We start from the raw sequence: 25,053 nt of genomic DNA, 5'->3' as shown, positions 1-25,053 counted from the left end.
TGCTGCAAATAAAATCAACGCTCTATTTTCGACCGAAAACGATATCTGATACATCACGGTAGCGTTTGGCAAAGTGCACCGTCATACCCTCTTTCAGATAGTCCGGCAACTCTTCATAGTCGCGCTTATTGGCGTCGGGCAGAATCAATTCAAAAATATCACTGCGCCGCGCGGCAATCACTTTTTCACGAATTCCACCAACGGGGAGCACTTGGCCGGTCAAGGTTAATTCGCCGGTCATCGCCAAAGGTCGGTCAATCGCCTGATGCTTGGCCAGTGACAGCAGCGCGGTGGTCATGGTGACACCGGCCGAAGGACCATCTTTGGGCGTAGCACCCTCGGGCACATGTAAATGCACAAACGCTGAGTCGAAGAAGTCCGCATCGGCGCCATACTCCTGTAGGTGACCCAGGGTATAGCTGTAGGCGATATTGGCAGACTCCTGCATCACCTCACCAAGCTTGCCGGTAAGCTTAAAGCCGCGATCCAGCGAGTGCACTTTGCCCGCTTCAATGGGCAGCGTTGCCCCGCCCATGGATGTCCACGCCAGGCCTGTCACCACCCCCTCCCCGGTAAGCACTTTCTCTTTACGGAAAATCGGCGCTCCCAGGAACTCTTCAAGATTTTTAACCGATATCTTGACGGTTTCGGCCTCCTCTTCCAGCAGCTTAACCGCCGACTTACGCACAATACGGTGAAGCTGTTTCTCCAACTGCCGCACCCCGGCTTCCCGGGCGTAGCCTTCTATCACCTGTTTTAAGGCAGCATCAGAAAGACTAATGCGTTTTTTGGTCAGGTTGTCGCGCTTGAGCAACTTTGGCCACAGGTGGTGTTTAGCAATCGCCAGTTTCTCTTCAGCGATATAACCGGAGAGGCGGATCTGCTCCATACGATCCAACAGCGGCCCAGGAATTGAATCCAGGGTGTTGGCGGTGCAAATAAACAGCACCTTGGAGAGATCCATGCGCACATCAAGATAGTGATCGAGGAAATCAACGTTCTGCTCTGGATCAAGCACTTCCAGCAGCGCCGAGGCAGGGTCGCCCTGGAAGGATTGTCCCAGCTTGTCGATCTCATCCAACATGATAACGGGGTTTTCGACCTCGACTTCCTTAAAGGCTTGTACCAGTTTGCCGGGCATAGCGCCGACATAGGTACGACGATGCCCCTTAATTTCCGCTTCGTCGCGCATACCACCGACCGAGAAGCGGTAGAACTGACGCCCCAGAGCTTCGGCGATCGAACGGCCGATGGAGGTTTTACCTACCCCTGGCGGGCCTACCAACAGCACAATCGAGCCGCCTACGTCGCCTTTAAAAGTGCCCTCGGCGAGAAATTCGATAATGCGCTCTTTCACGTCTTTCAGGCCGTCGTGGTCACGATCCAGCACTTGGCGCGCATGGGGTAAGTCCAACTGATCCTGGCTGGTCACTCCCCAGGGCAGAGATGTTAGCCAATCCAGGTAGTTACGCGTGGTGCCATACTCCGGCGAGCCGGTTTCCAACACACTGAGTTTATTGAGTTCGTCGTCAATACGCGATTGAACACGTTCAGGCACCACCAGCGATTCCAAGCGCGCCCTAAAAGTATCCACATCGTTTTCACGATCATCTTTGGAGATACCCAGCTCACGCTGAATGACCTTTAGCTGTTCCCGCAGGAAGAACTCGCGCTGTCGATCCTGCATTTGCGCGTTGACCTGCTCGCTGATCTCGCCCTGCAGCAGCGCTACATCGATCTCTTTACGCAGCAGCGGCAGAACTTTCTGCATCCGCTCCTCCACCGACAGGGTGGCCAGCACATCCTGCAGCTCAGGGCCTTTGGCAGAGGTAATGGCAGCGGCAAAATCGGTCAACGGCCCCGGCTGATGCGGACTAAAGCGGTTGAGGTAGTGCTTGAGCTCTTCCCCATACAGCGGATTGATCGGCAGCAGCTCTTTAATGCCGTTGATAATCGCCATGGCGTAGGCGCGGGTCTCTTCGTTTTCCGCATCCACCGGCTCTTTAGGGTAAGTCACTTCAACAAGGTAGGGCGGCTCTTTAGAGAGCCAGCGGGTAATCTTGAAGCGCTGAAGCCCTTGGGCGATAAACTGGATCTGGTCGTCTTCACCCTTGAGTTTATGCACTTTAACCGCGGTGCCGATCTCTGGAAAACCTTCGTGATCAAGGGAAGTGACACCCTGCTCCCCCACAAAAGCAACACCCAGCGTGTGGTGCGGCGTGTTACCCACACGGCGCATGGTCTCTTCCCAGCGTTCGCGGTTAACCACCAACGGCTGCACCTGGGCAGGGAAAAAAGGACGGTTGTGAATAGGGAGAAGGTAGATGCGCTCTGGCAGCATTTCGCTGGCCGGCACCAGAGAGTTTACCCGCTCGCCGTCGGAGCGGTAATCACTACCCTCCGGCTGGCCAGCCTGCTTATGAGCGCTCTTTTCGCGACGCTCTTTACTACTATGTTCGTTACTCTCTTCACTACCGGGAGCATCATCACTGATTGATGACTGTTCATCGTCAAGTTGCCAATCAAGATGTTCAGCGTCGTGTTCGTAATCCTGGTCGCTCATGCGTCCTCCAATGAACCGATACCGGCGGTGAACACCGCCAAGTGTTGTCCATGGAATGCGGGCAGTGAGCTAAAACTTCAACCCTTCGCAAATAGAACAGTCGATTTAACAGAGTTCCTGACCGCCTTACGCCTTTAACGTTATTGAGGCCAGAGCTCGGGCATTGGGCGGCCATTGACTCGCCATACGCCGCGTACCACATCAAACTGCAACTCCCGCGTGCCCAGCGGCAGCCCTAACCATAGCGCGGCGACGGTGGGAGCCTCATGCCAGGTAAAGTCGCCATCAATACGCTCCAGCCATTTCGCCTGCTCTTTCTCTTTATCAAGATGAATCACGCTAAGCTCATCCAACTGACGGGCATCAAAAAACAGCGCGCCATCCGCATCCAGGCGAATACCCAACAGCGGGCTATCGATAGCAACGGTCGTGACATCTAAACGCGGTGAGTCGCTAAGTACTTTGCGCAAATCCGGCTCTAGGCGGGCTAGCAATCCTTCCGCCATGGGTAGAGTCGCGTCTCCCCAGGCAGCTTCCTGGCGCAAACGACGGATCACGTTACGCACCGCATCGGCATTCAGTCGGGAGAGCTCCAACGCTATGCGACCATTGAGCAGCGGCATGTCCGGCGCTTCAGAAGGTACCATCACGTCGCCTATTGCCAGGTCGCCTTTAATACGCAGCTCGCTCTCATCCAGCACCATGTGACTATTCAAGTCGAGGGGCGACAGCTGGATATCGTAGGAGGGGTAGCTCAACGTCAGCGTTTCAATATGCAGGTGGTCGCGTTGGGCAAAGTGGTAAGCATCATCGATATAAGTATAGCGGCTCTCCAGCTCCGTGGGACCTAGTGCGAGCTGGGCCATACCATCCATCAGGGTGAGCTGGTCAAACAGCGCACGGAGTCGCCAATCACCAAAAACACCTTCCAGGCGCAGCCGACCGCCGCGGACGGCTAACTCGCGACCATTTTGTTGGATAACAAAGGGAGCAAGGGCAAGGCGCACCTCGCTATGGCCGCTAAGGGTATGGTAGCGCCCTTGCCAGCGCGGCACAGAGGGTGCGGTGACTTCACCCACCGCTTGCTGCAACACGGTATCAAGGCGAGGCAGTACCGTGCCTTCGACATCCGTGCTTAAAATACCGTGGCGTGCGCTATAGGTGAGTTCCAGCCGCCAGGGGCGACCCAGCAGTGGTGACAGAATTAACCTGCCCTGGGAACTTAACCAGCCTTGGTGGTTCTCAGTACGGTTGACGCGCCACTCCCCCCGCGCTTCCAGATCCTCAAGCGCTTGGCGCAAGCTTCGCTCAAAAAGCACACTTGAGAGCAGCTGCGCTGCCGCCCACACGATGGCGATGATCGCCAGTGTAGGGACAATCAGACGTTCCTTGCGCATGCTACCTCCTTGAAGCCAACGCCTTGCAGCCAATGCACTCGAAAAAAGTTATCAACCGCTCCTGAGCTCTATTTACCACTCACCACTCACCACTCACCACTCACCACTCACCACTCACCACTCACCACTCAATCAGCTTAGTGCAGCCAGAACCACAGGTGCATAGTACTCCAGGCGTAGACCCCTGCCATCACATCATCGATCATAATGCCAAAACCGCCCGCTACACGGCGATCTGCCCAACGTATCGGCCACGGTTTAAAGACATCGAAGATGCGGAATACAATAAAGCCCCACAACGCAGCTTCCCACGAAAAAGGCACCGCCGCCATGGTCAGCCAATAACCGACAAACTCATCCCAGACGATGCCGGAGTGGTCATGGACACCTAAGTCGTGAGAGGTTTTGTCGCACAACCAAACCCCCACCACGAAAGTGACAAAACAGATGCTCAGGTACCATCCCAGGGGCAATTCCGCCATCATCCAGTAAAACGGAATTGCCGCTAGCGTACCAAAGGTGCCCGGTGCCCAAGGCACCGTACCACTACCTAAACCAAAGGCAAAAAAATGCGTTGGGCGACGCCAGACACTTTTTGGTGCACGATTCATGGCGCTTCCCCACTAAAATGCTGCCAACCGGCGTAGTCACTGAGGTCACTCTGGTCAGAGGCACTAACACCTAGTGCTTCACAACAGTGGCCGATGACGGTTAGCGAGAGACCCAATGGCGCTAAACGCTGTTGCGCCTCTGCGACATCGTCAGCGCCGAGGGTAACCAGTAATTCGTAATCATCCCCACCGGAAAGTGCCGCCTTTAGCGCAGCTTCCCGGCCTAGGGAGCTTTCCAGCGCATCGGCCAGGGGTAAGGCGTCTAACGCGATGACGGCTCCCACCTGCGAGGCGTCGCGAATATGCGCCAAGTCAGCCAGTAGCCCATCGGAAATATCCAGCGCAGCGGTGGCTAAACCACGCAATGCCAAGCCCGCCGCTAAGCGAGGCTGTGGCAATAGATAGCGACTTAGCAGCGGATGCGCCAGATCGCGCTCGCCCTGCTGCCAAAGCGCCAGCCCACCAGCCCCGCCACCGAGCGCACCGGTTACCGCGATCACATCGCCTGCCTGGGCACCGCCACGGGTCAGGGCTTCGCCTACCGGCACTTCGCCCATGACGGTAACACCTATGGAGAGCGCACCAGACGTGACATCGCCCCCTACCAGCGTTGTGGCGTGCTGCTGGCTAAGGGCATGAAAGCCACGCGCATAGTCTGCCAGCCAAGCATGGGCAGCTTCGTCATCGGCAAATTGGCGCTGATCCAGGGTCAACGCCATTAAACACCAGCGTGACGTCGCCCCCATGGCAGCCAAATCGCTCAGCGCAACGGCCAAGGCACGGTGACCTACCGCAAATGCCGGGGCTTCGCGGGGAAAGTGTACATCCACTACCGAGGTATCAACGCTCACAGACAGCTGTTGGCCTGCTTGCGGTAGCAGCAGCGTGGCATCGTCTCCACATCCTAGTGTGACGCCATTTGACGCGGTCGACGCCTCCTGCGACGACATAAAATAGCGTCGAATCAAATCAAATTCGGCAAGCACAAAGGCCCCTTAAACGCATTGTCATACCGCTCGCGTTCAGAGACGACGAGCGCTGACCTCGGCACTACGCAAGCGTATCGCCAGCTTGTCGAGAATGCCGTTCACGTATTTATGGCCGTCGGTGGCGCCAAATGACTTAGCCAGCTCAACGCCTTCGTTAATCACTACACGATAGGGTACTTCCATGCGGCGGGAAAGCTCATAAGCGCCTAACCGCAAAATGGCCAGCTCGACCGCATCGAGATCTTCCAGACGGCGGTCTAGCAGGGGAGAGATTTCACGATCCAACTCCGCCTTGAAACGCACGGTATTGTGGAGGAGTTCGTGAAACAGCGCCTTATCGGCGATCTCCATTACCTTTACCCAGTTTTCATGATCTTCCAGGTCATCGTCAGCCACTTGGCTACGAAACTCGGCTTCAATGGTGGTGATGGACTTACCCGTCATCTGCCACTGATAAAGCCCCTGCACGGTTAACTCGCGCGCCGCGTGGCGGCCCTGCTGAGCAGCAGAGGGTTTACGCTCGCTCATTGGGTATCTCCTGACGGCAGCGCGCGAAGCAGAGAGACCATTTCCATGGCCGCCATGGCCGCTTCGGTGCCTTTGTTGCCAGCTTTGGTGCCCGCACGCTCAATCGCTTGTTCGATGCTCTCAACGGTTAATACGCCGTTAGCTACCGGGGTATCAAACTCAAGCTGTAAATGATTGATCGCCGTATTGCAGCCACCTGCTACGTATTCAAAGTGAGGCGTTCCGCCGCGGATGACCGCGCCCAGGGCAATCACTGCATCGGGTTTCATCACCTTCAGCACGCGCTTCACCGCTAACGGCAGTTCCCAGGCACCTGGCACGTGAACAATGTGAATATGCTCGGCATCGACGCCGTGGCGGGTCAAGCTGTCGACGGCGCCCTCTACCAGGCTATCCACCACGTGATGGTTAAAACGACCGACCACAATGACATAGTGGCCATCGACGTCAACAAAAGTACCTTCAACTTGAGTGAGGGAGTGCATCAATTTATTCCTGCTAAATTAGTCTTGCGGAGAAGTTGGCTCATACGCCGCGTCGTTAGGCCCCAGGCGTTCGACGACTTCAAGGTCAAAGCCGGACAGCGCGGAGAACTTCCACGGTGAACTCAGTAAGCGCATTTTACCCACGCCTAAATAGCGCAGAATCTGCGAACCGGTGCCGATGGTTAAGTAGTTACCGGCGCCGTCGGAATCGCTGGTACGCGGCTGACGCACGCGATCCAAAAAGATATCTAGCTGATCTTTTAAATCCTGATGCGGGCGTCCGTCGTCGATCAACACAAACACACCAGGCGCGGCACCGGCAATCTCTTCCAGCGCGCGGTGAGCATCCCAGCGGCACTGCTCGTCTTTCATTAAGCCCATCACATCACGCAGCGTATCGCTAAGATGCACGCGCACCGTGGTAGCCTGCTCTGGAGTTGGCTGGCCATTGACCAGCGCCAAATGATGAGCGCCCTGAATACGATCACGGAAAACATGTAGTGTGAGCTCGCCATGGGAGGTCATTACCGTTGACGCTTCCAGATGATCGATGGTTTGCTCATTGACGATACGGTAGTGGATCAGATCCGCGATGGTGCCGATTTTAATGCCGTGCTCCTGGGCAAAAGCTTCCAGTTCCGGACGACGCGCCATGCTGCCATCATCGTTCATGATTTCGCAGATCACACCGCTAGGGTCACAGCCTGCCAATGCAGCCAGGTCGCAAGCCGCTTCAGTGTGACCAGCACGGCGCAGCACGCCACCCGGCTCAGCCATCAACGGAAAGATATGCCCTGGCTGAACGATATCGGAGGGCTTTGCATGGGGCGCTACCGCTGCCTGTACTGTGCGCGCTCGATCTGCTGCGGAAATGCCGGTCGTAACCCCTTCGGTTGCCTCAATCGAAAGCGTAAATTTGGTACCAAAACCGGAGCCGTTATCGCGCACCATCAGCGGCAAATTAAGCTGCTCGCAGCGGGCGCGGGTCATCGGCATACAGATCAAACCACGGGCGAAACGGGCCATAAAGTTGATATGTTCGGCCTGCACCTTTTCGGCGGCCATGATGATATCACCTTCATTTTCGCGATCCTCGTCATCCATGAGAATCACCATTTTGCCCTGGCGGATATCGTCCACCAGCTCGGCGATAGGGGCTAAGCCTCTAGAGGTGGGGTGCGCCATGGAGTCTCCAATTTATGTTTTTGCAAGCGGTTGTCACAAGCAGTTGTCACGAACGTTTATCACGAACGGTTTTCGTGACATTTTTCACGAAAAAGGTCGCGTCAGTTAGTCACGGTTTTGCGCGTCAGGGTACCTTGCTCTCGCTGAATGCGCCAGATGCACTCATCGGCTGAGAGGTAGCAATAATACGCCAATCACGCCCCACCGCTCGCATATCGTGAATGGTTAACCGCCGTTGATCCGCCATACGTGAGAGGCCTGGCAGCGCAAAAAGCGGCCGCGCTTCACCGCCTAACAGCGTGGGGGCAACAAATAGCTGCAGTTCATCAATCAGCGCCGCGTCAAGCATAGCGCCCGCCAGGGTCGCGCCGGTTTCCACTAACAGTTCGTTAACCTGCTCATTTTCGGCTAACCACTGGAGCATTGCGACCAGATCGATCCGCCCATCGCTACCGGCAGGTAGTACCAGCACTTCGGCACCCGCCTGAGTTAGCCGATGGCGCTTCTCTTCCGCATGGCCTGGTGTGGTGAGCACTAGCGTACGCCCCGGCTCGCGTAAACAGGCCGCCGCCAGGGGTAAACGCAAATGCGTATCTAAAATCACCCGCAACGGCTGGCGGCGAATCACGTCGTCAGCGTTATCGAGCTGGAGCTGCTCTGCCCGTATCGTTAGCCGAGAGTCGTCCATGATCAGCGACTCGACGCCGCTCAATATTGCGCTGGAACGTGCCCGTAACCGCTGCACTTGGGTGCGCGCTTCAGGCCCGGTGATCCACTGGGACTCCCCTGACCCCATGGCGGTACGACCATCCAAACTCATCGCCATTTTCAGGCGCACAAAGGGGCGTTTCAGGGCCATGCGCTTAATAAAGCCGGGGTTCAACGTGCGCGCTTCGCTTTCCAGCAAGCCCACCGCGACGTCGATACCGGCCTGTTCGAGTATCTGAATACCTCGGCCGCTGACCTGCGGGTTTGGGTCTATCATCGCCATGACGACCCGCGAGACCCGAGCTTCTCGAAGCGCTACTGCGCAGGGGCCGGTGCGCCCAGTGTGAGAGCAGGGCTCCAGGGTGACGTAGGCGGTGCCCCCCTGGGCGCGCGCTCCTGCGGCGTTTAAAGCGTGGATCTCAGCATGAGGTTCACCGGCACGCAGGTGAAAGCCTTCGCCAACTATCTCCTCATCGCGCACAATGACGCAGCCTACACGCGGGTTAGGATCCGTGGTGTATAAGCCCTTTTGCGCCAGTTGCAGCGCCCGGGCCATGTAGCGGTGGTCAGCTTGGCTAAAATTGCCGCTCATTTTGACGGCACGCTCTTGTCTGAGGGCTCTTGGGAAAGCCGGTCAATCTCTGCGCGAAACTCATCCAGATCCTGGAACTTGCGATACACCGACGCGAAGCGGATATAGGCCACATGATCGAGAGTCTTAAGCGTTTGCATAACCGCTTCGCCGATATCACGAGCGTTGATTTCACGATCGCCTCGAGCACGCAGGGTTTGACGAATGCGCTCGACCGCTGCCTCAATGGCTTCAGCGCTGACCGGGCGCTTTTCCAACGCGCGCAGCATACCAGCCCGCAGCTTGGCTTCATTAAAGCTCTCACGGGAGCCGTCGGACTTCACCACCCGCGGCATGACTAATTCAGCGGTTTCATAGGTGGTAAAGCGCTCTTGGCAGCTCGCACACTGGCGGCGACGGCGCACCTGGTCACCATCAGCGACCAACCGCGAATCGGTCACTCGAGTATCGTTTGCACCACAAAAAGGGCAATGCATAGCGGTCAACCTGTTGTCAGCTCGTGTCAGCGTGCCGCACGAGTTAGCGTGTTATAACCTGTCAATGTGTGTGCTATTAATAGCGTTTTAGCAGTACCCACTGCCATAAGCTAATGTACCTTAGCGTTTAAACGCGGTATCAACTCGTATTGTAACGATTTGGCACACAAGCTGCAGCGTTTGTGGCAGATTGTTTATCAGGAGTCACCCATGCCCCGCTTTGAGCAGACCGTTCACGACAAATTTTCAAATACCGTTCATGACTACCTCACCCACCTTTACGGGCCCCGGGCAAGCGAAGTACAGCGCCGCTTGAACCAGCACCTGGCGCATTTCCAGTCGCTTGCCCCATTTTCATCCAACACCGTAGGAGCCAACGCTAATAACGCACCTTCCTGGAGCGAAAAAGACCAGTGGGTGATCAGCTACGGTGACTCCATTATCGAAGATAGTGTGCCGCCGCTGGCCGTACTTAGCGATTTTCTTCAGCAGCGGTTAGGTGATCGTATCAGCGGCGTACACGTACTGCCCTTCTTCCCCTGGAGCAGTGACGACGGTTTCTCGGTCATCCACTACCGGGAAGTTAACCCCGACCTTGGCGACTGGTCGCATATCCGAGAACTGGCCAGCCATTACGACTTAATGGCCGACCTGGTGCTCAACCACGTTTCACGGGAGTCTCTTTGGTTTGTGGACTACCTGAGCGGCAGCCTGCCTGGCCGCGACTACTTTATCGAAGTCGATCCAGATACCGATGTATCTCAAGTGGTACGTCCGCGCAGTAGTCCCTTGTTAGTCCCTATATCCACTCGTCGCGGTACCCGCTACCTGTGGGCAACGTTCTCCGAAGACCAGCTTGACCTGAACTTTGAAAATCCTGATGTGCTGCTGGAGTTCGTGGGTATTTTACTGTTCTACCTGGAGCAGGGGACGCGGATTGTGCGCTTGGATGCGGTGGCCTTTCTATGGAAGAAACTAGGCACCGCCTGCATTCACCTGCCAGAGACCCACACCGTGGTGCGGCTGCTGCGGGCGATTGTGGATCACGTGGCACCCGGCACCCTGCTGATCACCGAAACCAATGTGCCACACCAGGAAAACATCAGTTATTTTGGTTTAAATCGGCTGCCCGAGGGGGCGCCCGACGAAGCCCATATGGTGTATCAATTTGCTCTGCCCCCTCTGCTGTTGCATACCCTCACTCGTGGTGAAGCGAGCACCCTGCAAACCTGGCTTGCCAGCCTTCCCGTTTTGCCCGACCACTGCACCTACCTCAACTTTACCGCCAGTCACGACGGCATTGGCGTACGCCCCCTGGAAGGCTTACTGCCTGACCACGAGCGAGATGCACTGTTGGAACTGATGCACAAGTTTGGCGGTTTTGTCAGCATGCGCAGCAACCCGGATGGCAGCGACACGCCTTACGAAATCAATATTACCTGGTTTGAGGCCATGCGCGGCACCCGCCGCGGCCCCGACCCGTGGCAGATCGCCCGATTCCTATGCAGCCAAGCGATTATGCTCAGCTTACAGGGTATACCCGCGCTGTATATTCACACCCTGACGGGCACGCTCAATGATGTGGAAGGCGTTGAGCGCAGCGGGCGCCTGCGCTCGATCAACCGCCGGCGCTGGCAGCGTCGCGAGCTTGACCTCCTGCTCGATAGCCCTTCAACGCCGACCCACGATGTTTTCCACGCCTTAAACCGGCTATTAGACCAGCGCCGTCAGGAGCCCTGCTTCCACCCCAATGCCGCCCAGCGGGTTGTGGTCTCAGCACCGGAACTGTTGGCGGTAGAGCGCGGCCCGCTCCATGATGGCCGCCGTTTATTGGCGCTGTACAACGTCACCGATCTACCACTTCCTTTAGAAAACGTAGGAGAAGCGGTGACCCAGGCACTGGAAAAACACGCTTGGCAAGGGCTGGATCCCAGCAACCCTTGGGTCGCAGAAGGTACGCTACCGCCCTATGCGGTACGCTGGTTAGTGGCCGATCGCTAATACCATTGAGAAGACTCAATTTTCAAAAACTGTTAGTTGCGACATATCGCCCCAGATATACCGCGCATAATCCCTAAATAATGTCGTGCTGCGACAATGTCAGCACTGCATTATCTTAGGGGTTATTTTTTCTTATGTTGCAACAGAGTGTCGCCCTAGGCCCAATGGGCTTTAGTATCCACCAACTCTTGATCGGCTTGGCGTTCTTATTAGCGTTGTTTGCCGGTGCGCTGCTGGGTCGGCGCCATAGGGTGCCCGTCAGCGATACGCTATTTACCCTGCTGTTTATAGCTTTTATTGGCGCCCGTATGGTCTTCGTAGTGCGCTACTGGAGCGAATACGATGGCCTAGTTTCGCGCCTGAATATTCGCGATGGCGGCTTTGACATTGTTGGCGGCATTGTTATCGGCCTGGCATATGCCAGTTGGGTTTTATGGCGCTCACCACGCCAGCGATTTCCACTGACGGGGGCACTGTTGACCGGCGGCCTGGTGTGGGGGCTCGCCGCAGGTAGCGCTACCTTGATAGAACGCCAAACTCGCCCGTTACCGGATATCACACTGACCACTCGCGCAGGTGAAGCCATCGATTTACCGCAAATGTCACGACAGAGCCAACAACCTATAGTAGTCAACCTATGGGCCAGTTGGTGCCCGCCGTGTATCCGCGAAATGCCGGTTTTTGAACAGGCGCAAACTAATGCAACCGACATCACCTTTATCTTCATTAATCAAGGGGAGTCGCCTGCCCACATTGAGGCGTTTATGAGCGAACACGGCTTCTCACTGGACAACGTATGGCTTGACCCCCGCAATGCGGTTGGACAAGCCACCGGAGTTCACGCCATGCCAACCACGCTCTTTTATGATGCCAATGGGCAGCTGGTGAATACGCACTTTGGCGAGCTTTCCAGCGCGACGCTGCAGCGTGGGTTAGAACGTTTGCGCTGACCCGCACTCTGATCAATCGCCTTCGGCTACTTTTTCCACACCATTTTTCTAACGCCATCTCATTAAAACAGGACGTTGTAATGCAATTAACCCGAAACACCATTAGCGGCTTTTTGTTACTGGCAGGATTGATGGGCACCTCTGCGAGCATTGCCGACGAGCTCCCCGCTCCTATTCAGGCACTCGCCGACCAAGGCTTGGAGATTCATGGTCAATTCGATGCCCCCGGCGGGTTGCGCGGCTACGGCGCCAGCGTGCAGGGCCAGGACATGGCGATTTACCTGACGCCAGATGGCGAGCACGCCGTGGTGGGCACGCTAATGGATAGCGAGGGTAATGACCTTACTGAAGCGCAGTTGGATGAGCATGTACGGGCACCGCTAGAGGCACAAACCTGGCAGCTATTAAGCGAAAGCCACTGGATTCAAGATGGCAACGTTGACGCTCCGCGGGTGATTTACACCTTCACGGACGCCAACTGCCCCTACTGCCGCGAGCTGTGGCAAGCCGTTCGTCCCTGGGTGGAAGCAGGTGAGGCGCAGCTACGTCATATCATGGTCGGTATTTTAGCTCCCGACAGCCCTGGAAAAGCAGCCGCCATGCTCGGAGCCGACGACCCGGCAGCGACGCTGCATGCCCATGAAAGTGGCCAGCAGGAAATCGAAGCCAGCGCCCAACCAAGGGAAATTGAAGAACAGGTGTATACCAATAACCAGCTGTTCGAGGAGTTAGGGCTGTATGCCACCCCCACCTCGGTTTTTCAGCGGGAAACAGAGAACGGGAACGTGCGCCTCGACCGCATTCAGGGTATGCCCAGTGATGAGCGACTAATCGACATGATGGGCAGCGAAGCGCCATAGATGGCTGCTGGAGGCCGCCAAAGCGGCCTCCTTAATGCTTCCGTTTTCCCCCACCTCACTCCTCGGAAAGGTTTTCAAACCGCGGCATGCCGACATTCCAGGGCTTAAGGTTGCCCTTCTCCCCGAAGTTGTCGTGGTCACCGAGTACATGGCCGTCGTGTTCGCGGGTTTGCCCGTACAGTGAGCGGTTATGGAAGGTCGGGCCAAAGCGCTCGGCTGTTTCGGCGACATCGCCCGTGTAGCGGGGGTCTTGGGGTCGCTCTTGGCTGCTTATGAAGTAAGCAATATCCCAGGCGTCTTGATCGCTGAGCGACCGCGGCTGACCAAGCGGCATATTTTGGTAAATAAAGCCCGCCATGGTTTCTACTCGCGCGATTCCCGCGCCCCAATTATTAGAGCCGTCGCCCCAAGGGGCTGGAAATACGTATTCGCCGTTTTCGTAGTGGCCAGAGCCATCGCTTTGATGGCATATCGAACAGTTTTCCTGGTAAGCCGCTTCACCTCTAGCATAGTCGGGCTCTTCAGCTGGCTCATCCGGCGCGGGGAAGCCACGCCCATAAATCGGTTTGTCTGGATACATCGGCGCACCGGTGGCCAGCCACTGATGGTAGGCGCTCAGCGCCAGCATTTCATCGCTGCCATACTCCGGTGGCACGCCATTCATGGAATAAGCAAAGCAACCTGCGATACGCTCTTCCAGGTTATTCACATGCTGGTTCTTACCACGAAAATCCGGCAGCGTGATAGCCGCGGCCCACACTGGCGCACTGAACGGCACCCGCCCTTCGCCCAAATGACAGCTAGAGCAGTTCATATCATTGAACACGTTCTCACCACGCAACTGCTGCGTATTGGTGAAGAGATCATGCCCATAGCGGATGACTTTCTTCAGCTCCGGATGAAGTTCGGAATTCTCAAGGTCTTCCATGGTGGGGGGCTCGTGTACCAGCATATTCAGCGCAGCATCTGGTCGCTCTTCTGGCTGGGCAAAAACCGTGGCTGTATAGACGGCACCGAACGCAAGCGAGCAGCCGGTCAGGGTTATGACAAGGGAGCGACGGCAGATGGTCATTGTGCTGTCTCCTGTTCTTCTGAACCGGGTTGCGTGGCATACCAGGCAGACACCGCCTTAATGTCGTTATCGCTCATGCGTTTGGCAATGGCCCCCATGAGATTCTGTGGGTCGTTGCTGCGTGTCTCGTTTTTCCACGCCGTCAACTGAGCGCTGATATAGCCAGCATGCTGGCTGGCGACACCTGGGAAGGTGCTGCCAACGCCCGTACCACCGGGCCCATGGCAGCTTTGGCAGGACACAATGTAAGCGTTCCAATCGCCGCGTTCGGCAAGCTGTTGACCCCGCGCCAGCAGCGCTTCGTCGGCCTCATCGCCGCCTTGCCCCGGCGTTACCGGCATTTGGCTATAGTATTCGGCAACATCGGCTATTTGCTGATCGTCGAGCATATTGGCAAACGTCACCATGGTCGCGTTTTGACGCTGCCCGGCTTTAAAGTCGTGCAACTGCTTAGCGATATAGTCCGCATTCAGCCCCGCTAAGCGCGGCCATGACTCACCATTGGGCACATTCATACCGCTGCCATTGGCCTGATGACAGGCTGTGCAGGTCGCCGCTGCTGCCTGGCCTCGCTCCGCGTCACCCTGCTGCGCCAGCGCGCCTCCAGTGACTAAGCCAATCCCTATCAGCAGGCCAAACCTGCTTAAGCATTTTTTATTCATCTCGGTTTCTCCCTTGCATTATCGCTGTTAGCTACCCGCCACTGGCACAACCAGGCGGGCGGTAAAACCACCTTCAGCAGGGCTGACAAACGTCACTTCGCCACCAAAGCGTTCGGCTATAGCAGCCACAATGGCTAACCCCAGTCCACTGCCCTGCTGTTTACTGGCGCGCCAGAATCGTTGCGTTAATTGTTCAAGCGTCGCGCCATCAACACCTGAGCCTTGGTCGCTAACGCTAAAGGTAAGATGACGCTCTCCTGGCTCCCACTGCGCATCAAAGGTAACGGGGGCATCGGCGGACCCATGATTAATAGCGTTATCGAGCAAATTACGCAGCGCGGTGATGGCCAATTCGCGGGGTATCGCAAGGGCGACATCGGGCCAGTGGGGCGGGACTATAAAGCGGGTTGATTTGTCGTGTTGGCTATCCGACAGGGCGTGTTCGGCTACATCCACAACGCGGCTAGCCTCCCCATCATCAAAACGCACACGCCCCTCTACGCGAGCCAGCGTGAGCAGCTGGTCAAGGGTTGAGCTCAACCGCACCACACCCTCTTCAGCATAGTTGAGCGATGTTATTGCGGCCTGACCTTCGACCCGGCGAGCCACTTGCAGGTGGGTCTTGATCGCAGTAAGCGGTGTTCGCAGTTCGTGGGCGGCATCGTTGGTAAAGCGCTGCTCACGAATAATGGTCTGCTGCACACGCTCAAGAAGCGTATTTAAGGTTTCAATTAGCGGACGAATCTCTTTAGGCAGGCCGTAGGTAGCGACAGGTGCCAGCGCATCGGGGTGGCGATTGGCCAGCGATTCACGCAGCCGTGTTAGCGGTGCTAAGCCACGCCAAACCCCCAACCAAAGCGCCAACATGCTGCCTACCAACGCTACGACAAAGGGCACCACGGTCATGCGTATAACGCCGCTGAGCAGCATATCGCGCTCATCCATACGATCAGCGGTGGTAATCACGATGCCACCGCGCTCGTAGGTAAATACCCGCCAAGTCACGTCGCCTGCCTGACGATAAGTGTGACCGCCCTCTCCCGGAGCGAGAATAGCGTCCATATCGGCATGGGTACGCGCTATGACCTCACCCTGGGGCGAGTGCACTTGGCAGGCCAGCCCCTCAATGGGTGGAATAGACAGCACCGGGTGTTCGGCATCCTCCCATACGTCAAACGGCAGCTGCAGGACTAACCCGGCCACCATTCTAGCCGACTGCGCTAAGCGCTGATCCAGGGTTTCCACAAACTTCTCTTCCAGGTCGCGCATCAGCCACGCCGCCGCAACACCCCAGAGCAGTGCCAGCGTTAATCCCAGAGTCAGCAGCAAGCGCGCACGTAAACTCATAGCTGCCCCTTGTAGGGCGTACCAGCCGCATGTACCGATTCGGGTTTGCCCAACCGATAGCCAAGCCCTCGCACTGTCTCAATCACGCCGCTACCCAGCTTGCGGCGCAGGTGGTGGATATGCACATTCAGCGCATTGCTCTCCACATCATCGTTCAGACCATAAAGGCTATCTTTGAGCTGGTCGGCTGAAAGGACGCTGCGTGGCGATTGCAGGAAGGTCTCAAGCAGCACCAGCTCTCGGCGAGACAGCATAATCAGCTGTTCACCGATGTAGACCTCCCGAGCCGTCGGATCTAAGCAGAGTGCTCCGTGGGCAATCAGGCCGCTGCTGCGCCCTGCTACTCGGCGAAGCAAAGCATGCAAACGCGCTACCAACTCATCTAAATCAAACGGTTTCACCAAGTAGTCATCGGCGCCGCCCTGCAGCCCATCCACGCGGTCACGCACCGCATCCCTAGCGGTTAACACCAGCACGGGAACGTCGTTGCCCTGCTCGCGCCACTCGGCCAACAATTGAAGACCATCGCCATCGGGTAATCCGCGATCAAGAATGACCACATCACTGGCCACCGTTCGCATCGCCTGACGGGCAGCGCTCACCGTGTAGACGTGATCTACTACAAAATCGAAAGTCATTAATCCTGCGCGAATACCCGAAGCAACCAGCGGGTCATCTTCAATCAACAAGACGTGCATAGCGGTTTCCTATTTATTACCCATCAGCATGGCTGACGGGCATTAACCCAGCGTTAAGACAAATAAAAACGCCCTTGCTGTGATGGCAAGGGCGTGGGCATGGCAATCGCCGAATAAGGACGAATGGCTAGGCGAGACGCTTAGTAGCAAAACGCCTCGCAACAAACCAACCCAATACCATCGTCACCAGCATGGCCAATAGCGGTAACGAAAGACCGCCAATAGAGGCAATCGCCGGCCCTGGACAGTAGCCAGAAAGCCCCCAGCCGATGCCAAACAGAGCAGCGCCCCCTAACAACTTCGCGTCTAACTCCCGCTTGGTAGGCAACTGAAACACGCCACCCAACAAGGGTGCCGGGCGCTTCAATACCAGCCGATAGCCGATAAAGGTGGTGATGACGGCCCCGCCCAATACAAACATCAGCGTTGGATCCCAGACACCCGCCACGTCTAGAAACCCCACTACTCGCGCGGGGTCGGTCATACCTGAAATAGCCAGGCCAAGGCCGAAAAGCAGCCCAGCCGCATAGCCCGCCGCTGTTTTCAGCCAACGTCGTTGACCTGATTCATTCATTGGATTATTCATTAGAGGCTGCCTAAACCTAGCAAGTGACGGGAGATATAAACGGTCACCAGCGCTGTCACTAGAAACATGCCGGTGGCTGCCATGGAGCGTGGGGCCAAGCGCGCCAACCCGCACACGCCATGGCCGCTGGTACAGCCACTGCCCAGCCCCGTGCCTACGCCCACCAACAAACCGGCCACCAGCATTAACCCTACGCCGCCTGCTGGTGCACCGATTACCTCACCCGGGCTACCGGCGACATTACCTAAACCACCACCTAACGCTATGAGCACTAACGGCCCACTGATTAGCCCTAACAAAAAAGCTACTCGCCAAGCGCTATCGCCCTTGGGCCGCTGCGTAATCAAGTTTCCCGCGATGCCACTGATACCCGCGATTCGACCCAGCGTGGCCATCAGCCAGGTAGCGGAAAGGCCGATCAACACCCCTCCAACAAGCCCTTGTAACCCTGCTATCCAATCCACTGGTTACTCCCTAAATAGCACTTAATCAGTTAGAAAAAATTGAGCGGCACTTTGAGATAGACGGTGCCATTCTCTTCCGCCGGAGGCATCTCCCCAGCGCGCATATTGACCTGCACCGATGGAATGATGAGCCGTGGCATGCCCAAGGTGGCATCGCGCTCAGTACGCATTTTTACAAACTCGTCTTCGCTGATACCTTTATGTACGTGAACATTACCGTTTATCTGCTCAGCCACACTGGTTTCATGCTGGAAAGTCTCACGACCAGGGGCTTTGTAGTCGTGGCAAAGAAACAGCCGCGTCTGCTCGGGGAGCGTTAGCACTTTTTGAATAGAGCGATAAAGAGTGCGCGCATTGCCGCCCGGGAAGTCGCAACGCGCGGTGCCATAATCCGGCATAAATAGCGTATCGCCAACAAAGGCCGCATCTCCCACAACGTAGGTTAAACAGGCGGGAGTATGGCCTGGGGTATGCAGCACATGGCCCTTCAATTGACCAATCGCAAACGTATCCCCTTCTTCAAACAGCGCATCAAATTGGCTGCCATCTCGAGCAAACTCACTGCCCGCATTAAACGCCTTACCGAATATCTCCTGCACTGCCACTATATTGGCGCCAATGCCGGTTTTGCCGCCTAGCTGCTCATGCAGGTATGGCGCCGCCGAAAGGTGGTCGGCATGCACATGGGTTTCCAAAATCCAGGTAACGTTAAGGTCGTGTTCACGAATAAAGGCGATGATATTGTCAGCGGATCGCACGTCGGTTCGACCAGCGGCGTAATCAAAGTCGAGCACCGAATCTATAATCGCGCAGGCACGGCTATCGGGATCCTGAACGACATAGCTAAAGGTATTCGTAGGCTCATCAAAAAAGTGCGTCACGATTGGGCGTTGCATCGCAGCCTCCCATAGAGTGGTAATTTCATTCTGATCCTGCAGAGACAGCATAGCTTAAATAAGGTTCTATGCTTAGACCATTTTACAATAAAAGAGCAGTACTACCTTAAAAGAGTGTTCAAGGCTATTTTTGCTAAGGTCTGCCCTGTTTAGGCCGATAGATAAAGAGTTACTCAATTACAACAACTAGGAAGAACATGACTCACTTAACAACCACACAAAAACTCTGGGGAACACTGGGTATTATCTGGATCGCCATGCTGCTTTTGGTTGGCTGGCTTGCCTGGGAGAATCGCCAGACGATTGAGAGCGAACGCCGCGACAGCATTCAGTACGTAGTGGAGAGCGTGCAAAACCAAATTGAAGCATTGCAAGAACGGGTCGCCGCCGGCGAACTCAGCCTGGAAGAAGCCCAACAGCGTGCAATCGACAATATGTCTAGCGTTAGCTTTGGGGCGGGGGAGTATATCTTCTCTTTTAACAACGACTTACTTATCATTTCGCACCCAAGTCGTGACCCAGGCACTGACATGACCAACTATCAAGACGCCAGCGGTATGGCGCTATACCCCGAGTTGCTGCGTGTTGCCCAGGCGGGGGGCGGCCACGTTAACTACTACTCAACCCGTGCGGGTGGCGACGAGCAGCTGCCAAAAACCAGCTATGTCGCGCACCTTCCCGAATGGGAGTGGTCATTGGCGACAGGCGTTTATGTAGATGATATTAACGCCGCCTTTATTACTGGCTTGATTCGCTCAATTGGGATACTGCTGATCATTGGCCTTCCAGTAACGCTGCTGATGGGCTGGGTTATTCGTGATGTTTCTCGTCGTTTAGGCGGTGACCCACGCTACGCTGCCAACGTAGTACGGCACATCGCTGATGGCGACCTGACCCAAGTCACTCAGCTTTCACCCAAGGATCAACAAAGCTTACTGTTTCATATCAATCGTATGCGTGAAGCACTCGCTGAGACAATTGGCGACATCCACCTCGGCGCGAGCCAGGTCAATAGTGGCGTAGAGCAGATTGTGGGCGTTAATGAAGAGCTCTCCACCCGCACCGAGGAGCAGGCTGCTTCATTGGCCGAAACCGCTTCAAGCATGGAGCAGCTCACCGCCACGGTTAAGCAAAATGCCGAGCACGCCGATCACGCCCGTACGCTTGCCACCCGAGCGGCGGATAGTGCCCAGCGCGGCAGTGACTCAATGTCGACAGTAATTACAACCATGGCCACAATAAACGAAAGCGCCACCCAGATGAGCAGTATCGTTAACACCATTGATGGCATTGCCTTTCAAACCAACATTTTGGCCCTTAATGCTTCTGTGGAAGCCGCAAGAGCCGGCGATCAAGGGCGTGGGTTTGCCGTTGTAGCCAATGAGGTTCGCCAACTAGCCAGCCGTTCAGCCGCCGCCGCCCAAGAGATCAAAACCTTGATCGAAGCGTCGGATAGCAAAGTGGTGGAAGGCAGCCGTCAAGTGCGTGATACCGGGGATGTGATCAATGGCATGGTCGATGACATCAAACAGCTCAGCACCCTGGTTCAGGAAATTTCTGCGGCCACCATTGAGCAGAGCAGCGGTATTGAGCAGGTCAATCAGGCGGTAACCCAAATGGATCAAATGACCCAGCAAAATGCCAGCCTGGTACAAGAGAGCAACCACGCCACCCAAACCCTTGCACAGCTCAGCGCCCAGCTGCGTCAACTGGTTGCCCACTTCCGCATTAACCAACAGAACATGGAGCATACCCAGGCCTTACCCGCCTCCTCGCCCGCCCCAAGAGCAACTCATCAGCACAGCGATTTTTAACGCCTGTTCTCACTAGCGAAACAACATAGGGTTATGCCGCCGCGGCAAGCGATTTTGCCGCGGCGGCATTTACTTTAAATTTCGCTAAGGTATTAGCGCCTTAAGCCGATAAGAAGCAACGTTGCTTACTTTCATCGGCTAGGAAAAACATGACACGCTTAACGACGACACAAAAACTCTGGGGAACACTGGGCATTATCTGGATTGCCATGCTGCTCTTGGTTGGCTGGTTAGCCTGGGAAAATCGCCAGACGATCGAGAGCGAACGACGCGACAGCATCCAGTATGTGGTGGAAAGCGTTCATGGACAGCTTGCAGCTTTGCAAGAACGGGTAGCCGCCGGAGAGCTTGGCCTGGAAGAAGCCCAGCAGCGCGCTATCGATAATATGTCCAGCGTAAGCTTTGGCGGCGGGGAGTATATTTTCTCCTTTGATGACGATCTAAAGATTGTCTCCCACCCTAATCGCCCTCGCGGTGAAGACATGAGCGCGTACAAGGATGCTAGCGGCATGGATCTTTACGCCGCTTTTAGAGAGGCAGCCAAAGCCGGTGGTGGGCACGTTGACTACTACTCCCGCCGCATTACCGGGGATGAGCAGGTACCGAAAATCAGTTACGTGGCCTACCTTCCTGAGTGGCAGTGGTCGCTCGCGGCAGGCGTTTATGTGGACGATATTAATGAAGCGTTTATTGCCGGTTTGATTCGTTCGGTCGTCATACTGCTGATCATTGGTCTCCCGGTAACGCTGTTGATGGGCTTGGTCATTCGTGATGTCGCACGCCGGTTGGGGGGCGACCCGCGCTATGCCGCTAGCGTAGTACGGCATATCGCTGATGGCGACCTAACCCAAACCACTCAGCTTTCGGCGAATGATCAGCAGAGTCTACTCTTTGATATTAACCGTATGCGTGAAACCCTGGCCCATACGATTGGCGACATTCACCAAGGGGCGAATCAGGTTAACAGCGGCGTAAATCAGATTGTAGGTGTTAATGAAGAGCTTTCCACCCGTACCGAAGAGCAGGCTGCCTCGTTGGCCGAAACCGCTTCGAGTATGGAGCAGCTCACCGCTACGGTTAAGCAAAATGCCGAGCACGCCGATCACGCCCGTACGCTTGCCACGCGCACCGCTGAAAGCGCTCAGCGCGGTAGTGACTCTATGGCAACGGTGATCTCCACCATGGCGACGATTAACGAAAGCGCCACACAAATGAGCAGTATCGTTAACACCATTGACGGCATTGCTTTCCAAACCAACATCCTGGCCCTTAACGCCTCAGTGGAAGCTGCACGCGCCGGCGAACAGGGGCGTGGTTTTGCCGTTGTCGCCAATGAGGTTCGCCAACTGGCCAGCCGCTCGGCCGCCGCCGCCCAGGAGATCAAAACCTTAATCGAAGCGTCTGACAGCAAAGTGACGGAAGGCAGCCGCCAAGTGAGTGACACCGGGGATGTGATCAATGGGATGGTCGATGACATCAAACAGCTCAGCACACTGGTTCAGGAAATTTCTGCGGCCACCATTGAGCAGAGCAGCGGCATTGAGCAGGTCAACCAGGCGGTAACCCAAATGGATCAAATGACTCAGCAAAATGCCGGTTTGGTGCAAGAGAGCAATCACGCCACCCAAGCCCTCGCGCAGCTCAGCGCCGAGCTTCGCCAACTGGTAGCCCACTTCCGTATTAACCAGAGCATGGAGCATACACATACACTGCCCGCCTCCTCTCCTGCCCCGCGGGTCGCTCACCAGCACAGCGATTTTTAGCACTAGCAAAAGCCAAGTGTTAAACATCAAGGGCTAAGAAAAGGCCAGCTCCCCCTAGGGCAGCTGGCCTTTTAACTGGATAAAACGCTTTGCGCAAGAAATGATTAATTAATAACCAGCGCCGTTAAACTTTTCCCTGATTATCCAGTTCGACCGCCTCGTGCATGCGTGTGAGCAGATCCGGTACCGCAGCCTGCACCCGATTCCAGCTAGGAATAAAAGGCCGCTCGCGAGGGTTATCTATAAACAGATTGCCTGCTTCGAGCAGGTTACTGGCAAACAGCTCCACGGCTTGCTCTTCACTGTGACGGTCAAGGCTCAGGCCATTCATCGTCGCATCGTGGTCATAGGCTTCTATCAAATCCAGCGCGAAACGATAGTAGGTAGCTTTGAGCGTGCGGAAGTCTTCGCTGCTAAACGTCACCCCCTGGGTAGCTAATTTACGGTAGAGGGCTTTTGAAATATCCAGGCTCATGCGGTTCAAACCACTGTCTGGGTCATCTTCGCTAACCGGCTGGTGCTTGTGGTCATAGGCATCGGCAATATCTACCTGACACAGCTGGCGCAGTGAGTAGTTACGCTGTAATTCTGATAACACACCTATCTCCAGGCCCCAGTCTGCCGGCATACGAATTCCCTCAAGTACTTCGCTACGCATCGCAAACTCTCCCGAGAGTGGATAACGAAAGCTATCCAGGTAATCGAGGTACGGCATCGGCCCGCAGACCGTTTTAAGCGCCCGCAGTAGCGGCGTCACCAACAGCCTAGAGACGCGGCCATTCAGCTTGCCCTCGGCAATGCGCGGGTAATAGCCTTTGCAGAAACTGTAGTTAAAATTGGGATGTGCCACCGGATACATCAAGCGTGCCAGCAGCCCCCGCTCATAGGTCAAAATATCGCAATCATGCAGACCCACTACTTTTGATCGCCCTGATGACAGCATATAGCCAGCGCAGTACCACACATTGCGCCCTTTACCAGGTTCTAGCGCGCCTAAACCGTGCTCTTCCAGCTCCGCATCCAGGGCACGCAGCCGTGGACCGTCGTTCCATAAGATGCGCGTGTGCTGAGGCAGCCGTGAGAAAAACTCCCGAGCATGTAAAAACTGCTCGCGATCGGCTCGATCCAAGCCAATGACGATTTCATTGAGATAGGGGACTTTCACCAGCTCATCGACGATCGCCGACAGTGCGGGCCCTTCCAGCTCCGAAAACAGCGACGGCAGAATCAGTCCCATGGGGCGTCGTCGAGCAAACTGGCACAGTTCCTGTTCAAGCGCCTCCACCGAGCGCCGGGTTAGGTTGTGAAAATCGGTAATAATTCCATTTTGATGAAAGTCACTCATGCGCTTACCTCCCTGGATTCAAAGAGCTGTATTTAAAGAGCTACATTTAAAGAGCTGTACTCAAAGAACTGGATCCCGAGAACACAGTAGCCCCTTTCTCCGCCGTCGCTAAACGGCGGTCATCTCGCCCCCACCAGTAGGCCACCCCCTCAGCCCAGCCGGTCGGCCCTGTTGCGTCCGTGCGATAGAGGGAAGCGTTGTGGGGCTCTACGGCTAGTTCGTGGCAACCACGGATGACGACCGCTTGATCGACGGCTTCAAGCATAGTGATATCGTTTGGCCCATCCCCCAATCCTAGCGAAATAGGCGTTCGCCCCCTCAATGCCGTAAAACGTTTAACCAGCCACTCGACGGCACTGCCTTTATCCGCGGAGAGTCCCATCACATGCCAAAAACGTCCGCCTTGAGTAAGCTGTAGACCATCTCCTTCCAGAGCGGCGCGAAACGAGGCCAGCGCCACCTCGCTGTCATGCCACAGCAAAGGCTCACTGCCTTCACGCTGCCGTGCATCCCGGGCGCGAACCGCGTCAAGCCCGGTAAGCTCCATCACCTCTGGCACACTTAGCTCACCCATGCGGGTAAAGCGAATATTTAGACGCTCTCGCCACACTTTCAGTCGAGCACGAATAAAGCCAATATCCACACCTGGATGTTTGATAACGACGCCATCACGACCACTTCCTGGGCGGTCTAAGCGTGCATGACACCAGCCTGGCGGCAGCCCAATCACCGCACCGTTTTCCGCAATAAAGGGGGTTGCCGTGAGGCCTAAAGCTTCGCGCAGTGGTATCAATTCGGCACGGGTTTTACTGGTTACCGGAATCACCGGCACCCCCATCTGCTTTAAGCGGGCAAGCCAGGGAGCAGCGGGGCTGAAATCGTAACTGTGGTGATCGAGCAGCGAACCATCCAAATCGGTCACTATTAGCCGTGGCTGCAGAGCGGGATCAACTGAAGGGGTTGACGCTGCCGAAAGCGTTGATGGGGAAAGACGGGCGGATTCAGGCATGGCACTTCCTCTCTTCGGCCTTAACATTTCGTTAAAACGTCATGTCTCAAAC

23 protein-coding genes are annotated in these 25,053 nt (G+C 55.9%); 5 read left to right on the top strand and 18 right to left on the bottom strand.

Features of this window, described 5'->3' with window-relative positions; genetic code table 11:
• Positions 1–22: 22 nt before the first annotated feature.
• From lon to nrdR, 9 genes are all read right to left on the bottom strand, one after another.
• Positions 23–2,563, bottom strand: a complete 2,541-nt coding sequence (gene lon / locus ACFIOZ_RS06960; RefSeq protein ID WP_386082951.1) for an endopeptidase La — start codon at positions 2,561–2,563, stop codon at positions 23–25.
• Between the two features lie 140 nt (positions 2,564–2,703).
• Entirely contained in the window at positions 2,704–3,960 is a 1,257-nt protein-coding gene (locus ACFIOZ_RS06955; RefSeq protein WP_386082950.1) for a DUF945 family protein, read from the bottom strand.
• A 137-nt stretch (positions 3,961–4,097) separates the two neighbouring features.
• Positions 4,098–4,571 (bottom strand): phosphatidylglycerophosphatase A, encoded by a 474-nt coding sequence (locus tag ACFIOZ_RS06950; protein ID WP_280111010.1) that lies wholly within the window; start codon positions 4,569–4,571, stop codon positions 4,098–4,100.
• Complete coding sequence (thiL, locus tag ACFIOZ_RS06945; protein WP_386082949.1) at positions 4,568–5,557, bottom strand: thiamine-phosphate kinase; 990 nt, start codon at positions 5,555–5,557, stop codon at positions 4,568–4,570. The genes ACFIOZ_RS06950 and thiL overlap by 4 nt, the downstream gene beginning before the upstream one ends.
• 36 nt (positions 5,558–5,593) lie before the next feature.
• Positions 5,594–6,088: a transcription antitermination factor NusB gene (gene nusB / locus ACFIOZ_RS06940; RefSeq protein WP_101145129.1), complete on the bottom strand. Its 495-nt coding sequence runs from the start codon at positions 6,086–6,088 to the stop codon at positions 5,594–5,596.
• Positions 6,085–6,573 carry a 6,7-dimethyl-8-ribityllumazine synthase gene (ribE, locus tag ACFIOZ_RS06935; RefSeq protein ID WP_386082948.1) on the bottom strand — a complete coding sequence of 163 codons (489 nt, stop codon included), beginning with the start codon at positions 6,571–6,573 and terminating at the stop codon, positions 6,085–6,087. The genes nusB and ribE overlap by 4 nt, the downstream gene beginning before the upstream one ends.
• Positions 6,574–6,591: 18 nt before the next feature.
• Positions 6,592–7,758 carry a bifunctional 3,4-dihydroxy-2-butanone-4-phosphate synthase/GTP cyclohydrolase II gene (gene ribBA, locus ACFIOZ_RS06930; protein ID WP_386082947.1) on the bottom strand — a complete coding sequence of 389 codons (1,167 nt, stop codon included), beginning with the start codon at positions 7,756–7,758 and terminating at the stop codon, positions 6,592–6,594.
• A gap of 124 nt (positions 7,759–7,882) precedes the next feature.
• Positions 7,883–9,058, bottom strand: coding sequence for a bifunctional diaminohydroxyphosphoribosylaminopyrimidine deaminase/5-amino-6-(5-phosphoribosylamino)uracil reductase RibD (ribD, locus tag ACFIOZ_RS06925; protein WP_386082946.1), 1,176 nt, complete (start codon positions 9,056–9,058; stop codon positions 7,883–7,885).
• Positions 9,055–9,534, bottom strand: coding sequence for a transcriptional regulator NrdR (gene nrdR / locus ACFIOZ_RS06920; protein ID WP_386082945.1), 480 nt, complete (start codon positions 9,532–9,534; stop codon positions 9,055–9,057). Before nrdR ends, ribD begins: the two co-directional genes overlap by 4 nt.
• Positions 9,535–9,744: 210 nt before the next feature.
• On the opposite strand from nrdR, the gene ACFIOZ_RS06915 reads away from it, so the two are divergent.
• The 3 genes from ACFIOZ_RS06915 to dsbG all read left to right on the top strand — a co-directional run bounded on the left by ACFIOZ_RS06915 (position 9,745) and on the right by dsbG (position 13,345).
• A complete protein-coding gene (locus tag ACFIOZ_RS06915; protein WP_386082944.1) occupies positions 9,745–11,535 on the top strand; it encodes a sugar phosphorylase in 1,791 nt (596 codons plus the stop codon).
• A gap of 134 nt (positions 11,536–11,669) precedes the next feature.
• Positions 11,670–12,485, top strand: a complete 816-nt coding sequence (locus tag ACFIOZ_RS06910) for a prolipoprotein diacylglyceryl transferase family protein (protein WP_386082943.1) — start codon at positions 11,670–11,672, stop codon at positions 12,483–12,485.
• Positions 12,486–12,565: 80 nt separating this feature from the next.
• Entirely contained in the window at positions 12,566–13,345 is a 780-nt protein-coding gene (dsbG, locus tag ACFIOZ_RS06905) for a thiol:disulfide interchange protein DsbG (RefSeq protein ID WP_386082942.1), read from the top strand.
• Between the two features lie 55 nt (positions 13,346–13,400).
• Here dsbG and ACFIOZ_RS06900 read toward each other — a convergent pair whose 3' ends face one another.
• The 7 genes from ACFIOZ_RS06900 to ACFIOZ_RS06870 form a co-directional block, all read right to left on the bottom strand.
• Positions 13,401–14,417, bottom strand: a complete 1,017-nt coding sequence (locus ACFIOZ_RS06900; RefSeq protein WP_386082941.1) for a c-type cytochrome — start codon at positions 14,415–14,417, stop codon at positions 13,401–13,403.
• The gene (locus tag ACFIOZ_RS06895) at positions 14,414–15,079 is read right to left on the bottom strand and encodes a c-type cytochrome (RefSeq protein WP_386082940.1); all 666 of its coding nucleotides are present in this window, start codon (positions 15,077–15,079) and stop codon (positions 14,414–14,416) included. The genes ACFIOZ_RS06900 and ACFIOZ_RS06895 overlap by 4 nt, the downstream gene beginning before the upstream one ends.
• A gap of 27 nt (positions 15,080–15,106) precedes the next feature.
• Positions 15,107–16,426 (bottom strand): ATP-binding protein, encoded by a 1,320-nt coding sequence (locus ACFIOZ_RS06890; RefSeq protein ID WP_386082939.1) that lies wholly within the window; start codon positions 16,424–16,426, stop codon positions 15,107–15,109.
• Positions 16,423–17,124, bottom strand: coding sequence for a response regulator (locus tag ACFIOZ_RS06885; RefSeq protein WP_386082938.1), 702 nt, complete (start codon positions 17,122–17,124; stop codon positions 16,423–16,425). Before ACFIOZ_RS06885 ends, ACFIOZ_RS06890 begins: the two co-directional genes overlap by 4 nt.
• Before the next feature lie 127 nt (positions 17,125–17,251).
• Positions 17,252–17,698 carry a DUF6691 family protein gene (locus ACFIOZ_RS06880; protein ID WP_386082937.1) on the bottom strand — a complete coding sequence of 149 codons (447 nt, stop codon included), beginning with the start codon at positions 17,696–17,698 and terminating at the stop codon, positions 17,252–17,254.
• A gap of 11 nt (positions 17,699–17,709) precedes the next feature.
• Positions 17,710–18,174, bottom strand: coding sequence for a YeeE/YedE family protein (locus tag ACFIOZ_RS06875; RefSeq protein WP_386082936.1), 465 nt, complete (start codon positions 18,172–18,174; stop codon positions 17,710–17,712).
• Positions 18,175–18,203: 29 nt separating this feature from the next.
• Positions 18,204–19,070 (bottom strand): MBL fold metallo-hydrolase, encoded by an 867-nt coding sequence (locus tag ACFIOZ_RS06870; protein WP_386082935.1) that lies wholly within the window; start codon positions 19,068–19,070, stop codon positions 18,204–18,206.
• 197 nt (positions 19,071–19,267) lie between these two features.
• On the opposite strand from ACFIOZ_RS06870, the gene htc2 reads away from it, so the two are divergent.
• A complete protein-coding gene (gene htc2, locus ACFIOZ_RS06865) occupies positions 19,268–20,884 on the top strand; it encodes a methyl-accepting chemotaxis protein Htc2 (protein WP_386082934.1) in 1,617 nt (538 codons plus the stop codon).
• A gap of 149 nt (positions 20,885–21,033) precedes the next feature.
• Positions 21,034–22,647 (top strand): methyl-accepting chemotaxis protein, encoded by a 1,614-nt coding sequence (locus ACFIOZ_RS06860; RefSeq protein WP_386082933.1) that lies wholly within the window; start codon positions 21,034–21,036, stop codon positions 22,645–22,647.
• Positions 22,648–22,771: 124 nt separating this feature from the next.
• On the opposite strand, the gene ACFIOZ_RS06855 is transcribed toward ACFIOZ_RS06860, so the two are convergent.
• Both ACFIOZ_RS06855 and ACFIOZ_RS06850 read right to left on the bottom strand, forming a co-directional pair.
• A complete protein-coding gene (locus ACFIOZ_RS06855) occupies positions 22,772–23,992 on the bottom strand; it encodes a glycosyl transferase (protein WP_211593760.1) in 1,221 nt (406 codons plus the stop codon).
• A 46-nt stretch (positions 23,993–24,038) separates the two neighbouring features.
• The gene (locus ACFIOZ_RS06850) at positions 24,039–25,001 is read right to left on the bottom strand and encodes an HAD-IIB family hydrolase (protein ID WP_386082932.1); all 963 of its coding nucleotides are present in this window, start codon (positions 24,999–25,001) and stop codon (positions 24,039–24,041) included.
• Positions 25,002–25,053: the final 52 nt, after the last annotated feature.

It is taken from the genome of Vreelandella sp. F11, assembly GCF_042466685.1.
In the GTDB taxonomy this organism is placed as follows: domain Bacteria; phylum Pseudomonadota; class Gammaproteobacteria; order Pseudomonadales; family Halomonadaceae; genus Vreelandella.
This window is presented reverse-complemented; position numbering and strand designations above follow the sequence as displayed.

What these genes read in the sequence shown, in the direction of transcription:
- lon (WP_386082951.1), bottom strand. Translation starts at nt 2,563, where the DNA reads ATGAGCGACCAGGATTACGAACACGACGCTGAACATCTTGATTGGCAA.
- ACFIOZ_RS06955 (WP_386082950.1), bottom strand. Translation starts at nt 3,960, where the DNA reads ATGCGCAAGGAACGTCTGATTGTCCCTACACTGGCGATCATCGCCATC.
- ACFIOZ_RS06950 (WP_280111010.1), bottom strand. Translation starts at nt 4,571, where the DNA reads ATGAATCGTGCACCAAAAAGTGTCTGGCGTCGCCCAACGCATTTTTTT.
- nusB (WP_101145129.1), bottom strand. Translation starts at nt 6,088, where the DNA reads ATGAGCGAGCGTAAACCCTCTGCTGCTCAGCAGGGCCGCCACGCGGCG.
- ribE (WP_386082948.1), bottom strand. Translation starts at nt 6,573, where the DNA reads ATGCACTCCCTCACTCAAGTTGAAGGTACTTTTGTTGACGTCGATGGC.
- ribBA (WP_386082947.1), bottom strand. Translation starts at nt 7,758, where the DNA reads ATGGCGCACCCCACCTCTAGAGGCTTAGCCCCTATCGCCGAGCTGGTG.
- ribD (WP_386082946.1), bottom strand. Translation starts at nt 9,058, where the DNA reads ATGAGCGGCAATTTTAGCCAAGCTGACCACCGCTACATGGCCCGGGCG.
- nrdR (WP_386082945.1), bottom strand. Translation starts at nt 9,534, where the DNA reads ATGCATTGCCCTTTTTGTGGTGCAAACGATACTCGAGTGACCGATTCG.
- ACFIOZ_RS06915 (WP_386082944.1), top strand. Translation starts at nt 9,745, where the DNA reads ATGCCCCGCTTTGAGCAGACCGTTCACGACAAATTTTCAAATACCGTT.
- ACFIOZ_RS06910 (WP_386082943.1), top strand. Translation starts at nt 11,670, where the DNA reads ATGTTGCAACAGAGTGTCGCCCTAGGCCCAATGGGCTTTAGTATCCAC.
- dsbG (WP_386082942.1), top strand. Translation starts at nt 12,566, where the DNA reads ATGCAATTAACCCGAAACACCATTAGCGGCTTTTTGTTACTGGCAGGA.
- ACFIOZ_RS06900 (WP_386082941.1), bottom strand. Translation starts at nt 14,417, where the DNA reads ATGACCATCTGCCGTCGCTCCCTTGTCATAACCCTGACCGGCTGCTCG.
- ACFIOZ_RS06895 (WP_386082940.1), bottom strand. Translation starts at nt 15,079, where the DNA reads ATGAATAAAAAATGCTTAAGCAGGTTTGGCCTGCTGATAGGGATTGGC.
- ACFIOZ_RS06890 (WP_386082939.1), bottom strand. Translation starts at nt 16,426, where the DNA reads ATGAGTTTACGTGCGCGCTTGCTGCTGACTCTGGGATTAACGCTGGCA.
- ACFIOZ_RS06885 (WP_386082938.1), bottom strand. Translation starts at nt 17,124, where the DNA reads ATGCACGTCTTGTTGATTGAAGATGACCCGCTGGTTGCTTCGGGTATT.
- ACFIOZ_RS06880 (WP_386082937.1), bottom strand. Translation starts at nt 17,698, where the DNA reads ATGAATGAATCAGGTCAACGACGTTGGCTGAAAACAGCGGCGGGCTAT.
- ACFIOZ_RS06870 (WP_386082935.1), bottom strand. Translation starts at nt 19,070, where the DNA reads ATGCAACGCCCAATCGTGACGCACTTTTTTGATGAGCCTACGAATACC.
- htc2 (WP_386082934.1), top strand. Translation starts at nt 19,268, where the DNA reads ATGACTCACTTAACAACCACACAAAAACTCTGGGGAACACTGGGTATT.
- ACFIOZ_RS06860 (WP_386082933.1), top strand. Translation starts at nt 21,034, where the DNA reads ATGACACGCTTAACGACGACACAAAAACTCTGGGGAACACTGGGCATT.
- ACFIOZ_RS06855 (WP_211593760.1), bottom strand. Translation starts at nt 23,992, where the DNA reads ATGAGTGACTTTCATCAAAATGGAATTATTACCGATTTTCACAACCTA.
- ACFIOZ_RS06850 (WP_386082932.1), bottom strand. Translation starts at nt 25,001, where the DNA reads ATGCCTGAATCCGCCCGTCTTTCCCCATCAACGCTTTCGGCAGCGTCA.